The organism is Phycisphaerales bacterium (genome assembly GCA_016716475.1).
In the GTDB taxonomy this organism is placed as follows: Bacteria; Planctomycetota; Phycisphaerae; order UBA1845; family Fen-1342; genus JADJWG01.
Genome location: JADJWG010000001.1, coordinates 427,116 through 440,701, shown reverse-complemented (window position 1 = coordinate 440,701; position 13,586 = coordinate 427,116). Strand labels below are relative to the sequence as shown.

Genomic DNA, 13,586 nt, shown 5'->3' with positions numbered 1-13,586 from the left:
CGCACACGCGCGGCTCAGGCCAGTGGGGGACCACTGGACCCATGCTCCAGCCGGTCGACCACGATGGCACCGACCGCGTCGCCGAGGACATTGGTCGAGGTACGGAACATGTCGAGCACGGCATCAACCGCGAAGATCAGCGGGATGTAGTAGATCGGCAGGTTGACCGCGTTGGCGACGATCACCATCGTGACGAGGCCGGCGTTGGGTACGGCCGCGGCGCCCACCGAGGCCAGGACAGCCGTGATGAAGATGAGCAGGGTAGTCATGGCGGTCATGGTGATCTGTACATCGTCGAGCCCGCCGAAGATCTGAATCAGAAAGATGATTGCAACCCCTTCGTAGAGCGCGGTGCCGTCCATGTTCATGGTAGCGCCGAGCGGCAGCGAGAAGTTCGCCACCTTGGGCGATACGCCGAGTTTGCGGGTGACGCAATTGATCGTCACCGGCAGGGTCGCTGCGCTGGACCGCGTCGAGAACGCGATCATGTAGGCCTCGCGCAGGCCCTGCCAGAGACGGCGCGGACCAATGCGACCGACCAGCGCGCAGATCGCGAGCAGCAGCAGAATGTGCAGCCCGATTCCGCCGATGACTGTCGCGCAGTACCAGCCCAGACTGACGAACACGCTCGGGCCGGTATCGGCGACCAGCTTGGCCACGATGCAGGCGATCGCGATGGGGGACACGGACATGAGCCACTGCGTGATCTGCATGATCACGCCGTTGAGCCCCTGGAAGAACTGCACGACCGGCTGGGCGGGGGCGCCAACGAAGGAACACGCGATGCCCAGCAGCAGCGCGAAGCAGATGATGCCCAGTGCATTCGTATCAGCCAGTGCGGCGAAGGGATTCGACAGCATCGGCGCCAGGATGTCGTTAATGAAGATCTCCCCGGGAGTCCGCTGTTCGGCGGCCCGGATGGCACGTTGCTGTGCTTCGTAGCGCGAGCCCTCTGCGCCGGCCAGTTGCCGCTGTCCCCGCAGCCAGGCGACGTACTCGGGACGCGGGGTGCCGGCGCCGTCGAGGGCCCGCTGACCACTGATGTCCGCATAGCGCTCCCGCAGCGTGGACTGCTCCGACAGGGCCCGGTCACGGGCCTCCTGGGAGGCGGGACGTTCACCTGGGCGGATGATCAGTACGGCCGCCAGACCGATGCCGACCGCGAGGGTGGTGGTCAGCATGTAATAGACCAGAGTCTTCCAGCCGATCGAGCCGAGTTGCCGCAGGTTCGGCAGACTCGTGACCCCCGCCACGATGCTTGCAAGGATCAGCGGCGCGATGATCATGCGCAGCAGGCCCATGAAAAGCGTCGGCCCGAGCAGGTCGAGTGTCCACAGCACCGGACCATGCCACGCGGGGGGGGCCGTGCCGGACTTGGCTGCGACTTCCGCAACTTGCCAGAGCCCGAAACCCACCGCCACACCTGCCAGCATGCCGAGGAAGATGAGGTTGTGCAATTTCATGGTACGGCCGGTCCTCCCGGTCGGTGGCCTGGTCATCAGACAGGAACGTGCCTGGTCGCGCGCGGCCCGTGGCACGCAGACCCTGGCGAGCAGTCAGGTTACTTCCGACGCGGTGTCGAGCGCGCGGTCGTCCTCATCCTCATCGAGTTCGAGCAGCTCAAACAGGTTGCCATCGGGATCAGCGAGCGTGACGATGCGCAGATTCTGGTAGCTTTCGATGTCGTCGACCTGTCGGCCGCCGTGCTCGATCAGACGCACGAGTGTCTCGTCGAAGGTGGTCGTGGTAATGTCGAAGCGGACAGTCGGATATTTCGTGCTCGGGAGGCGCTCGCCCTGCGGCCAAGGTTCGACTGGGCCGAGCAGCCGAATGGAAGTGCCGCCGTCGGGGAAGTTCAGCCGTGCATAGCCCGCATGGGTGCTGACTTCCTTCTCAGCCACTTCGAGCCGCAGGCCATCCGCCCAGAATCGCAGGGCAAGCGTGAAGTCGCTGACGTAGATGTGGATGTCACCGATGAACAGCATCGCAGCATCCTCGTACGGGGACGTGAATGTAACCGCGGAAGCGGTGCACGGGAAGGAGTGTGGTGGAAACGCGGCGCCCTCAATCGGCCGCGGGCTGTCCGATGTCCGTGCGGAACTGCGCACCATCGAACTGGATACGGGCGACCGTCTCGTACACGCGCGTGTGTGCGGCCGAGAGCGTATCGCCCAGCGCCGTTACACCCAGCACACGGCCGCCCGCGGTGACGAGTTCGGAGCCGCGCTTCGCAGTCCCGGCGTGGAATACGATGACGTCGTCGGTGGGCTCCGGAATGCCGCGAATCGGCACGGCAGGGGTAGAGACATCCGGGTAGCCGGCCGCAGCCATCACCACGCACAAGGCCGGTCGTGGATCCCAGCGCACCTCGACTTGTTCGAGCTGGCCGGTGACTGCGGCCTCGAGCAGGTCGAGCAGGTCGGATTTCAGCCGCGGGAGGATGACCTGAGTCTCCGGATCACCGAAACGGCAGTTGAATTCGAGCACCTTGGGGCCCGCGCTGGTCACCATCAACCCGATGTAAAGTACGCCGCGATAGGGCATCTCCTGCCGCACAAGGCCGTCCAGTACGGGTACCAGGATCTGTGATTGCACCTGTTGCACGAGTGCGTCGGTGAGCACCGGTGAGGGTGAGAACGCCCCCATGCCACCGGTATTGGGGCCCGCGTCACCGTCTCGGAGGCGCTTGTGATCCTGGGCGGTCTCGAGCAGGTACGACGTGTGGCCGTCCACGATTGCCAGCAGTGATGCCTCGCGCCCGAGCAGCCGCTCCTCCACCACGATCTGCCGGCCGGCCGCGCCGAACTGACCATGCACCAGCATCTTTTCCGCTGCGATGAGACCATCAGACGGATCTTCGCAGACGACGACCCCCTTGCCCTTGGCGAGTCCGGCGGCCTTGATGACTACGGCGTCGTCGCGTGAGGCGATGTACTGCTGAGCGAGCTCGAAATCGTCGAAAATGCGGGCTTCGGCCGTCGGTACGGCATATTGGCGCATGAGCTGTTTGGCGAAGGCCTTGTTGGATTCCAGTTCCGCCGCTGCCTTGCACGGGCCGAAGATGCGGTGACCCGCTGCTTCAAACGCGTCGACCAGGCCCCCGGCGAGCGGATCTTCCGGGCCGACGATCGTGAGATCGATTTTCTCGCGGCGCGCAATCTCGAGAGCGCGGGCGATGTCGTTGACATCGCCGCGCACATTCGTTCCCAGCGCGGCCGTGCCGGGGTTGCCTGGCAGGATGAACAACCGCCCCAGCCGGCGCGAACGGCGCAGAGCGTGGCACAGGGCGTGCTCACGGCCGCCCGAGCCGATCACGAGAACATCCATGCAAACTCCTTCGAAACAGCTACCGCGGCGTGCTGTCATTCCGAGTCGGGCGGACCGGGACGGCCGGTTCCGGGCTCTGCCCGATCAGCATTGCGAGCCGGTAACGCGCCCAATTCGACGGCCATGCGTCGCGCGCCAAGTCTACACAGCGTTGGTAGTGTACCGCGGCCGTCTCTGGCTCGCCGCGCAGTCGGGCCAGTTCACCGGCGAAGAAATGCTCGTCGTCCTGGTACAACAGCGCCCTTTGCCCGACGGCGGCGACAATGCTGTCGACGGCTGCGGCGAGCGCGCTGTCTCGTTCGATGCCCGTGATGCTGCGGGCGATCACGCTGGCAAAGGTCGCCGCGACCAGATCCGGTTTACGCCCGCGCGCGTCGGGGTCGCCAATCCGGAGCGCGACGCGACGGGCTTCCTCGAGGCGGTCACTGGCCAGCAGCGCCGCGACACGCTGAAGCGCCACTGTGGCCGCACGCTCGGCATCAAAATCATCGAGCAGCAAGACCGCCGCGTAGCTCGCCTCGGCGCGGGCGGCGTCCCCCGCGAGATATTCGCACTCGGCCAGGCGCAGTCGGCTGAAAGCGTCGAGGCCGAAATCGGATTCGGCGTCGGCTGCCCGAAACCAGTCCAGCGCGAGGGGGAAGCGTTCGCCTTCGTAAGCCGCGTGTGCGAGGCGTGTGGAAATGGCCGGTGTGGCATGGGTCAGCGCGGTTTCCCACCACAGCGGCGGAATTGCAACCGCCGGGCGCCGCAACGCGGCTTCGAGCACGGCCACCTGGGCCTCGTAACCACGGGCCGGGGCCTCATGGGCCAGGTCCGTTGCCGCCCGCCACGCCGTCGCGAATTCGGCTTGGGCCAACGCGCCGGAGACCTGCGTCTCGCGCGCGTAAGCGCGGTTCCGCTCAATGACGTCGTCGGCTTCGGCGAACCGGACCTCGAAGATACTGCCGGCCTCTTCGATCAGCAGGCCGTCATCGGTGCGGCCAAACCACGCGGCCAGGGGCCGCGGGCCGGCCGCGGGCTGTGACCACGCGGATAAAGTTTCGCCGTCGACCGGGTCGATCAAGCGGATCTCGCCGGTGACCTCACGCACCAGGAGGATTTCGTCCCGCGGGTTGAAGGCGAGCGCGCTCACGGGTGCGTTCAGTGGGATGCGGTGCTGCACCTCAGAGGTGGCGACGGCAATGATGCGCAGCACGTTGTCCTCGCAGGCAACGGCGAGATGCGCGCCTGAGCGACTGAAGGCGACGCGCACCGGAACCCCATCCAGCGAGAGCCAGGGTGTCGTCGGTGCGCCTCGATCCGCCAGGTGTTCGGGGTCTGCACGCAGCAGGTGACCGTTGGAGCGTACCACCAGCAGGTCGTGCGAATCGGGGAAGAACGCGAGCTCGCGCACCGCGGCACCGACAAAGTCTATGGGGCGCGGTTCCAGCGCTGTGGCGTCGATCTCCTCGCTTTCAACAGGCCAGCGGCGCAGCGCGATCTGCTGTTGATCGCCGAGGGGGGTCCGCGCAAGCAAGGCCAGCAAGCGTCCATCATGACTGAGCGCGACCCGTTCGGCCGCCATCAGCCGTTCGTGTGACCAGCGCAGCGTCTGGAGGGCATCAAGCTGCGCATCCCAGAGGCGGATGGTAGTGCGGTCGCGGACGACGGCCCGAGTGCCGTCCGCACTGACGGCGAGGGATGTTTCCCCGCCGCCGAAAAGTCGCGGCCGCAGCAGGGTCCGGGGGGGTTCGGAAGCGTCAGCACGGACCGCGACGACCCAGTCGCGCGGCAGGGCCAGGAGTGCCAGCATTCCATTGGCGGACACGGCCCAGTCGTTTGCGACACTCGCCTGGATAAGGTGGCGCTGGGCGGTCTCGTCCGGCCGTGACCAGTAAGTGACCGAGGTCGCACCGTCGAGCGTCAGCACGGCGCTGCGTTCCGGTTGCAAACTAAGCTGCTGGAGACCCGGGGTACTGTAGCTCCACCGGCCGATCTCCACGCCACCGCTGAAGACTGCGAGCATTCCATCCTGGCGGCCCACGGCCACCGCCGAGACGCCGCTGCGCAGATCGAGTGTGGTCCAGCCCGGCTCGACATCCTGGAAGCGCGTCCAGCGGTCCAGGGCGAGATCGCCGGCGAGCGCGACGTAGAGCGCATCCGCCAGCACGGCCAGCACCTGCTCGCCATCAAACCGGACTGCGATAGCCGGCACGTTGCCGCGCCAGACCAGTTCGGAGCGTTGTGCGTTGGGGTCGTTCAGGCGTACCCATTCGACCCCCGCGGTTGTGATGACCGCGAGAGCACCGCGGATGGGGTCGTAGTCGCTGAGGGTTGCTCGCGAGACCGGGGTGCCGCCACGGTAGTCGGAATTCGGTGTGTCTGCCACGTTTCCCTGTAGCAGCACCGCACGACTCTCCTCCGGTTGCGGGCCGAAGATGAGCGCCCGGCGTCCCAGCAGCAACGCGACCCGCGCACCCCCGTCGAGGGCAAACACGGACTGCGGGGTCGAATCGAAAGGGAGGTGAACGGTCAATTGTGGCGCGAGTTCTCCCGGCCGCCAGACCCGCACCCAGCGATCGCCGACGGCTGCAAGCGTGCCGTCGTCGCGCAGGTCGAGAAGCTGTACGGGTCCGGGGACGTGCACGGCGTGCAGCGTATGCCCGTCCAGCAGTGAACGCACGACGATCGTGCCAGGGGTCGGGCAGACCGCTGCGAGGGTGCCGCCGCTCGCGAGGCGCGTAGGTCCGTGGGACTCAAAGGCGAGGCGCTGGGCACCGTTGTCCGGAGTCTCGAGGTAATAGCGCCGCAGAGCCCAGGTGGCGGCCGGTCCGGGAGCGACCTCATAGGCCTGCCAGTAACTGTCGCGTGCTTCGCGGAAGTCTCCCCGGACCAGGGCGAGGTCGCCGCGTTGAATCTGCTGTCGCACGAGGGCGCGGCGCAGGCGCTGCTGGGCACGCATCGCTTCCTGAAATGCGCGTTCCTGTGCGAGCGCCAGGTCGCGGGCTTCAGCGGTGCGCGCTTCGGCCTCGCGGGTCTGCGCGTCGGCGCGGCTGCGGGCCTCGCGCTCGGAGGTGAAGAGCGCGGCAAACGTGATCGCGAAGCCGATCAGCATGCAGACAATCAGCGCAGCCGTGGCCGCTTGCAGGCGGTAGCGCCGCAACGCCTTGCGGAACATGTAGAGGCCACTGGCGCGCTTGGCCTCGATGGGTTCACCGTTGAGTCGGCGTCGCAGGTCGAGTGCGAGTTCGCCGGCGGTCTGGTAGCGCCGGGCGGGCTCCTTCTCGAGGGCTTTGACGAGGATCGTGGCGACCTCGTCGTCGAGCGCCAGACGCGGGCCTCCCACGACCGAGCGTGGGTGGACCGGGTCATCGTGGGCGATGCGGTTGAGAACTTCACCGAGCGGCCCATCGACGCTGTAGGGTGGGCGGCCGACCAGCGCGTCGTAGAAAATCACGCCGAGCGAGTAGACATCGCTGCGGACATCCACGTCGTGGTGGCCGGCGGCCTGCTCAGGCGACATGTAGGCCACGGTGCCGATGAGCTGTCCGCTGATGGAGAGTACCTGGACCGTGGACTCGCCCGTGTGCATGGACTGCACGGGCTTGGCGAGGCCGAAATCGAGGATGTGCGGTTCGCCCGCTTCGTCCACGAGGATGTTGGGGGGCTTGAGATCGCGGTGAATCACGCCACGCTGGTGGGCGAAATTGACCGCCTCGGCCACCTTGGCAAACAGCGCCAAGGAAGCTTGCAGAGACAACCCGCGCTGGGCCACGAAACGATCGAGCCGCAGGCCGTCGATGAACTCCATCGCGAAGTAGTAGCGGCCGAGACTCAGACCCGAATCGAGGATGGTGACGATATTGGGGTGCCGCAGGGAGGCCGCCAGCTCAATTTCACGTTCGAAACGGCGCCGGGAGGACTCGCCGGCGAAGGGCCCTTCGAGCAGCACTTTGAGCGCCACTTGCCGCTTCGTGCCAAGTTGCAGAGCCCGGTAGACGACACCCTGACCGCCGCGGTGCAACTCACCGAGCAGGGCGTAGCCCTCGATTTGCGGGCGCTCCAGGCCGCTTGTGGTGTAGTCCCCGGGAGTTCCGGAATTATCCGAGACGCGCGTCGGCTCATCAGCATGCGAACCACTGCCCGTCACAGGTCCGTGATCCGCGGCGGGGGCACTTTGCGGCTGATCGGTGTTGTCGGGTGTCGTCGTCATCGTTTGGCAACCAGGGACCCACGGGTGCTCAGACCCGCGCGACAGGTGAAGGATTGTACCCGCCCGGCGCGGTGCGGCTGCGGCGGAATCCATTCCGCGCACACTTGCCGTTCGCCACGCCGGCGGGCACAATGGAAACCTAGGAATCAGTGCACTCCTTGATCCTCGTGAGGTAGCCCATGGCCCGTAAACCCCAGATCAACTTCCAGGTCGACGAAAGCATGAAGCGCCTCTACGAGGAGGCCCGTGTGGCGGGCCACTGGGTCACACGCTGGTGCGCTGCCGGGCTCCTCATGATGGTCGAGCGCCCCGAGTTGCGGGTCGACGCATTGAAGCGTTTACGCGACTGGGAACTGGAGTACGGGTCCGCCTCCGAAGACGAGATTCGTGACTTCGTGCAGGGCGCCGAAGACGCAATGCAGCGTGCTGTTCTAAATAGTCGGCGAGCCCCAAAAGCTCGGCCGGGCCGATCAAAGGCAAAATGAGCGTGATCCGCCCAATCAGCGTGTCGGGCTCGTAGGGTGCGGGTGTGAGGCGATTGCTCTGCGTACGCGATGCCATGGGGCACCTCCTGCGCCGGCCGCGGTCAATGCCGGCGCGCACACGCCGACCCTGAGCGGCGAATGTTCGGGCGGCACGCCCTCCTTGGCGTCCGATTCCGTGGCCAGCCACGCCCGAATTCATGGATCCGGTGGGAAGCATTCGCAACCGCGAATCTGCCTTCAGTGTACGGTTATTGTTAGGTATTGTCAAGGTACATTTTCGTCGCGGGGGATGCGTCCCCGGCGTTTCACCCGCGTAGCATCTACCGGCGGGTGGGCGCCCCGCGCGGAGCGACCGAATCATGGCTGTAGCGACGGCTTGGCGACGGCTGCACACGAAGTCACGGTGGGTGCGCTGGCCACTGAAAGCACTCACGTTCGCGATTGTCCTGTTGTTTGTGCTGTATCCACGGATCGATCTTCTGCCGACATTTCTCACGCGGCTCGCCAACCTCGAACGTGTCCTGGAGCCGGACCACCCCTACATCGTGGCGCTGGCGGCGGAAATCCGCGCGGAATTGCCGGCCGACGCGGGTGTGGCGCAGGTCACGGCCGTGGTGGAGCGGGAGGTGGTGCGGCGGGTCCCGTATGCCTTCGACTGGGAGACATGGGGTGTGATGTGTTTTGTGCCCACGGTCGCGGAAGTGGTTGCGTTGGGTCGGGAGGATTGCGACGGCCGGGCAGTCGTCGCGGCGTCCGTACTGCGTCACCTCGGTTATGAAGCGTGGCTGGTTGCGGATCTCAAGCACATGTGGGTGCGGGCACGGAAGCCCGGCGCCGACGGGCCCGCGCGCGAGCTGATGGGGGCTGGCGCGGGAGAAGTCACGTTGGCGAGTCCCGCTCCGACCGAGGATCGCACCGTCTGGCACCTGACCTGGGGTGCTTTACAGAATCTCGGTCGCGGGCTGACCTTCGGGATTGCCGTGTTTCCGCTTGGCAGGGAGTTGGTCTTGCTGGTGGTGCTGCTGTTGCTGACCTGGCGGCCGGGGGTGGGGGCACCCAGCGTCCTGCTCAGTGCCGCCCTGGGGATCGGAGGCCTGCTCGCCCTGCGGCTGGTGGGCGCACTGGCCGAACTCACGCCCCTGATCCTCGCTGCACAGTGGGCCGGGGCGGCGGCGGTTCTGGCCGGGTGGCTTTGGCTGGCGTGGGCCCCTGCGCGTGCCCCAGGCACCTTGGAGGCGTGCATCACGATCGAATCGCAGCCCGCGCCGGCGCGACAGAAAACGGTTTCGCATACGCCGCCCTGAAGCGGTGTTGATGAAGGCAAAGAGGTCGGTTGGAGTCTTCTTTGGAGAGTCATGGCGCTGACCGTTGCGCTGGGATGGGAGTGGGCGGTCGAGCAGGGCATGGACAGCGTTACCTTCCACCTCTACCCTGATTTCAGCGGCACTGCCCGGTTTGTTCGCAGGTTTACGAACGCAGCAGGTCGACTGGAGCGGGTTTCGTGGGCTGCTGTTGAGTGCGTTTTGCCAGGACGACCACCGGACGCGAACCGCCTGCATCGAACTCCATCGAGTGGAATCCGAGGCCACTTCCGGTGACCGTGGCCGGCGAGTCGGTAAAGGCAGTAGTTTCGCAACTTACTCTTGTGCATGAATTTGCGCCCGTAGCTCAGCAGGATAGAGCAGCGGTTTCCTAAACCGCAGGTCGGAGGTTCGAATCCTCTCGGGCGCGTTTCACTCTCTCTCGGGGAATTCGCTGTAACGCTCTTATTGGCGCGCTTGGCAGCGTGATTGACCGACTTCACGGCGGTCGCGATCAGTCGCAGCGATTCACGATCGAATTCACCCGCAGCACCGATTGCAGTCGTCACCATGCCAGTCTCCTTTGTGACCGCCGCCGACTGCCGGCTGAGCGGACGCAAAGAGACCGGCGTGGACTGCTGTTTTTTGTCAGGCGTCCAGCGTGGACCGCGAAAGCTTGAAGGCTGGGGGTGGGGAGGGCCAATTATCGGGACTTGAGGATTTCCGGCCCTTGACTCTGTAAGAAAAACAGGGTATTTTTTCTTACACGACCGAGGATGCACCGTGCCGCAAAGCGTTGAAGAGAAAGCAGTTAAGCGGATTGAGCGGGAGGGACCCGGATGGGCGTTCTCGCCGAATGATCTCGCGCCGCTCGGAAGCCGTGCGGCGATTGACCTCGCATTGCACCGCCTGACCCGAAAGGGACGAATTCGCCGGGCGATTCGCGGCGTCTACATTTACCCGCGCCAAAGCGAGCTGCTCGGCAACGAGCTTGCCCCCGACGTGGACCAGATCGCGCGCGCACTTGCGCGCAAGTTTGGCTGGCGCATCCAACCGAGCGGAAGCGCCGCCCAGAACATCATCGGCCTATCGACTCAAGTGCCGGCATCGTTCGACTATCTGTCGGACGGGCCGGATCGTGCGTACCAGGTTGGAAAGAGCAAGCTCCAATTTCGACACACGGCTGCAAAGCAGATCAACCTCAAGCTGCCCGAGAGCGCACTCATCGTGCAGGCGCTAAACACGATGGGGCAGGAGCGGCTCACACCCGTCATCAGACGTAAAGTGCGCCAATGGCTTGCACCGGAGCGGCGTTCCGCCGTGCTTTCAGACACCAAGTTCGTCACCGGTTGGATCTACGAGGCCATCCGCGGGATCTGCGCGGAGGACGATGATGGATAAGATCGCTCGGCTTCCCGCGGAGCAGCGACAAGAGCTGTTTGGTGCAACGGCCACGAACCGCGGTTTGAACCCGGCCATCGTCGAGAAGGACTTCTGGGTCTGCTGGGTGCTCCGCGCGCTGTTCACCGACGACGCCATGAAGAAACGCGTCGTATTCAAGGGCGGCACGTCGCTCTCGAAGGTCTTCGGCCTGATCGACCGGTTCTCCGAAGACATCGACCTGGTACTCGACTGGCGGCTCTTCGGATTCGGCCAGAGCGCCACTGACCCATGGCAGCAATTTACGTCAAAGACACAGCGCGAGCGCTTCAACCGCCAGGTCAACGAAGCCGCCGCCACGTACATCGCTAGCACACTGCTCGCTGATCTCGCAGCGCTGTTACAGGTATGTCCCGGCGTGCTCCCCTCGCTTGACCCCGATGCCCCGCACGCCGTCAATGTGGCCTATCCGGCGGCGTTTTCAGAAGCGTATCTGCGGCCGATGGTGCGACTGGAGATCGGCCCGCTCGCGTCCTGGATTCCGTCGCATCCTTACACGATCCGCCCGTACGCGGCCGACGAGTTCCCGAACGTGTTCGAGCAACCTGATTGCCCGGTTGTCGCCATCGATGCCGAGCGCACGTTTTGGGAAAAGGCGACCATCCTCCATCAACAAGCTCACCGTAGCGATCTGATGCCGTTGCGATACTCACGGCACTACTACGACATGCATCGACTCGCGCTGAGTGCAGTGCGCTCGGCGGCCCTTCGCGACTTGCAGTTGCTCGCGGATGTCGTCGAGTTCAAGCAGCGGTTTTATCCGAGTTCCTGGGCGCGCTATGAGGATGCGAAACCCGGGACGCTTCGACTCGTGCCGGCGGACGAGCGTCTCGCCGAGCTTCGACGCGACTATCGCGACATGCGCCAGATGCTCTTCGGTGATGTGCCGGAGTTTGATGAGATCGTGGTCTCCCTTCGCGAGCTGGAAGCGACGATCAACCGTCTTTGAACGGTTTGACGTCGTCCAGTTTTTCTGCGACAAAACTTGACATGCTGCGCGGGTCAGCGAGGGCAAACGCAAAAGTGATGAGCGCCACGATGGCAATGCAATCACGATTCCGGCTTGGCCGGACGATTACGCCGAACGCTTTCGAGCGTCTCGGCCATAGCGGCAAACTGTCGAGCAAGCGCGAGCAGTGCGATGCGGCTTGCGGGGTCGAGTGTCTGCCAGAGTCCACTCAACTCCACGAGCTGATCGTCGATTCCGGCGTGCTGCTCGGTAAGGGTATCTCGGCTTGCGTCGCAAGTTCCGCTATCATCATTCGTTACGTTCGACTCAAGCGGGCTTCCTAAACCGCAGGTCGGAGGTTCGAATCCTCTCGGGCGCGTGGCTCTGGCGGGCCCAGTTCATTCCGCCGCGAAAGGTAGGAGACAGGGTGTCACCGCCGATGAGGCCGTTGGGGTGTCTCCGGCCGGTGGATGGCTCTCGCGAAACCCAGGCGGCGCTGCTGGCAGAGCGTCGGTGGAAACGGGTCGTGGCCAGGGAACTGCGGAAGCCGGAGAGCATGAAATTGCGACTGCGATATCTGCCGTGGCCGGAGGAGCGAAACCGTTATTCCGACCTGGCGACGAATGTCGCACTACGAAGGTAACAGCTCACTCGCGACCCGGGTCAATAAAGCAGGTATTTCTCCCGCTGTGCGCGGAACTGCTCTACACCGCTGTTCCACACCGCGAGGATTTCGCTCAACGGCCGTCCCGCCTCGAACAGCTTACGGATCTCGTCGGTCCCGCACACCTTGTCGAACATGTCGTCGCGCTTCGCCCCAAACCAGCTCTTCTCCGGGTGCTGCGTGCGCACCGCGTCCATGATGTGGAACTGGATCGGCGTCAGGGCCACGGCGTCGCGGTCTGTAAACAGGATCTGCACGCCGCCGCACGTCTCCTTCGCGAAGCGGGCATAGTACGGTTGGAAATAGGCCGGTCGGAAGTACACCCCCGGAAGTCGCCGCCCGTTCAGGTCGTCGGCGAGCCGGCGGGCATCGATCCACGGCGCGCCAGCCAGTTCGAACGGGAGCGGATACCCCACGCCCTCGCTGAGCAGGTGTAGTTCTCCCATGATCCCGGTGGCGGCGTAGTACAGGGCCGTCTCGGACCGCGGCACATGCGGCGAGGTCGGCACCCAGTTGAGGCCGGTTTCGTCCCACCCCATGTCGCGCCGCCACCCTTCCATCGGAATGACTTCCAGTTCACATTGCACCCCGCCGGGCAGCCAGCCCTCCCCGTTGATCATCCGTGCCAACTCGCCCACCGTCAGTCCGTGCACGTAAGGAATCGGCAGATGCCCCACGAACGATTGGAATGTCAGGTCGAGTGGCCGTCCTTCCACACGCTGGCCGGTCAACGGGTTGGGCCGGTCCAGCACCACGACCTTCTTCCCATGTTCCGCAGCGGCTTCCATCACCACGGCGAGCGTGCTGATGTAGGTGTACGACCGCGAGCCGATGTCCTGGATGTCGAACACCAGCACATCGACATCCGCGAGCATTTCCGGGGTGGGCTTCCGCGTGCGGCCATACAGCGAATAGACGGGAAGGCCGGTCGTCGTGTCGCGCGCATCCTCGATCTTGTCGCCGGCGGGAACCTCGCCACGGACCCCGTGCTCGGGGCCGTATAGAGCCACCAGCCGTACGCCGGCGGCCTGATGCAGCACATCGACGGTAGCGCGCAGATTGTTTGTCACACCGGTCGCATTGGTGACGAGGCCGATGCGCTGATTCTGCAAGGGTGTGAAACCACGGGCCGCGAGCACGTCCACCCCGAGCCGTATGCGTGCCGGGGGGGCGCCGGTCGGCTGGGCCGTGGCCATGCCGGGCAGGATCAGCAACATGCTTACGACAA

General features: G+C 65.0%; 10 protein-coding genes and 1 tRNA gene. 6 read left to right on the top strand and 5 right to left on the bottom strand.

The genetic code is table 11. The annotated features are described in order from the left end of the window. Positions 1–14: 14 nt before the first annotated feature. From IPM18_01875 to IPM18_01860, 4 genes are all read right to left on the bottom strand, one after another. Positions 15–1,463: a cation:dicarboxylase symporter family transporter gene (locus IPM18_01875; GenBank protein ID MBK9118336.1), complete on the bottom strand. Its 1,449-nt coding sequence runs from the start codon at positions 1,461–1,463 to the stop codon at positions 15–17. Positions 1,464–1,556: 93 nt separating this feature from the next. Then, complete coding sequence (locus tag IPM18_01870; GenBank protein ID MBK9118335.1) at positions 1,557–1,985, bottom strand: VOC family protein; 429 nt, start codon at positions 1,983–1,985, stop codon at positions 1,557–1,559. A 79-nt stretch (positions 1,986–2,064) separates the two neighbouring features. Beyond that, positions 2,065–3,327 carry a phosphoribosylamine--glycine ligase gene (gene purD / locus IPM18_01865; GenBank protein ID MBK9118334.1) on the bottom strand — a complete coding sequence of 421 codons (1,263 nt, stop codon included), beginning with the start codon at positions 3,325–3,327 and terminating at the stop codon, positions 2,065–2,067. A gap of 19 nt (positions 3,328–3,346) precedes the next feature. Then, positions 3,347–7,519, bottom strand: a complete 4,173-nt coding sequence (locus tag IPM18_01860; GenBank protein ID MBK9118333.1) for a protein kinase — start codon at positions 7,517–7,519, stop codon at positions 3,347–3,349. A gap of 179 nt (positions 7,520–7,698) precedes the next feature. On the opposite strand from IPM18_01860, the gene IPM18_01855 reads away from it, so the two are divergent. The 6 genes from IPM18_01855 to IPM18_01830 all read left to right on the top strand — a co-directional run bounded on the left by IPM18_01855 (position 7,699) and on the right by IPM18_01830 (position 12,038). Continuing rightward, positions 7,699–8,004 (top strand): hypothetical protein, encoded by a 306-nt coding sequence (locus IPM18_01855; protein MBK9118332.1) that lies wholly within the window; start codon positions 7,699–7,701, stop codon positions 8,002–8,004. A 359-nt stretch (positions 8,005–8,363) separates the two neighbouring features. Then, positions 8,364–9,308: a hypothetical protein gene (locus IPM18_01850; GenBank protein MBK9118331.1), complete on the top strand. Its 945-nt coding sequence runs from the start codon at positions 8,364–8,366 to the stop codon at positions 9,306–9,308. 353 nt (positions 9,309–9,661) lie between these two features. Beyond that, a tRNA-Arg gene (locus IPM18_01845) sits at positions 9,662–9,735 on the top strand. A 353-nt stretch (positions 9,736–10,088) separates the two neighbouring features. Further along, entirely contained in the window at positions 10,089–10,706 is a 618-nt protein-coding gene (locus IPM18_01840; GenBank protein MBK9118330.1) for a type IV toxin-antitoxin system AbiEi family antitoxin domain-containing protein, read from the top strand. After that, entirely contained in the window at positions 10,699–11,694 is a 996-nt protein-coding gene (locus IPM18_01835; protein ID MBK9118329.1) for a nucleotidyl transferase AbiEii/AbiGii toxin family protein, read from the top strand. The genes IPM18_01840 and IPM18_01835 overlap by 8 nt, the downstream gene beginning before the upstream one ends. An 89-nt stretch (positions 11,695–11,783) precedes the next feature. Next, positions 11,784–12,038: a hypothetical protein gene (locus IPM18_01830; protein ID MBK9118328.1), complete on the top strand. Its 255-nt coding sequence runs from the start codon at positions 11,784–11,786 to the stop codon at positions 12,036–12,038. A 319-nt stretch (positions 12,039–12,357) separates the two neighbouring features. Here IPM18_01830 and IPM18_01825 read toward each other — a convergent pair whose 3' ends face one another. Next, on the bottom strand, positions 12,358–13,554 hold the full coding sequence (locus tag IPM18_01825; protein ID MBK9118327.1) for a DUF1343 domain-containing protein: 1,197 nt from the start codon (positions 13,552–13,554) through the stop codon (positions 12,358–12,360). Positions 13,555–13,586 lie beyond the last annotated feature (32 nt).